We start from the raw sequence: 620 nt of genomic DNA, 5'->3' as shown, positions 1-620 counted from the left end.
GCCTCTACTTCGGATAGTACAAGTACTTCATTAAGCGATTCATCTAGTACGAGTACGTCGCTTTCTGACAGTTCTAGTACGTCGCTAAGTGGTTCATCTAGCACAAGTACTTCTACTTCGGTTAGCACAAGCACTTCACTAAGTGATTCTACTAGCACGAGTACGTCACTTTCTGACAGTTCTAGCACTTCTCTAAGTGGTTCATCTAGTACGAGTACGTCGCTTTCTGATAGTTCTAGTACGTCATTGAGTGAGTCTTCTAGTGATAGTGCCTCTACTTCAGATAGTACAAGTATTTCATTAAGCAGTTCGACTAGCACGAGTACGTCACTTTCTGACAGTTCTAGCACTTCTCTAAGTGGTTCATCTAGTACGAGTACGTCGCTTTCTGATAGTTCTAGTACGTCATTGAGCAATTCATCTAGTGATAGCACTTCTATTTCAGATAGTACAAGTACTTCGTTAAGTGATTCTGCTAGTACAAGTACTTCACTTTCTGACAGTACGAGTACTTCATTGAGTGGATCAGCTAGCACAAGTACTTCTACTAGTACGAGCACTAGTACATCGCAAAGTGATTCTACTAGTACGAGCACGTCACTTTCTGACAGTACAAGCAC

Annotated in this window: 1 protein-coding gene; it reads right to left on the bottom strand. The window is 41.6% G+C overall.

Annotated elements, in window-relative coordinates; genetic code table 11:
* On the bottom strand, nucleotides 1–620 hold a 620-nt coding region (locus tag HMPREF3125_RS13230; protein ID WP_371106441.1), incomplete at both ends, for a hypothetical protein.

Source organism: Staphylococcus sp. HMSC13A10 (assembly GCF_001808005.1).
GTDB classification, from domain to species: Bacteria; Bacillota; Bacilli; order Staphylococcales; family Staphylococcaceae; genus Staphylococcus; species Staphylococcus pasteuri.
The sequence above is the reverse complement of the archived record's forward strand: the minus strand, read 5'-3'. Positions and strand labels throughout refer to the sequence as shown.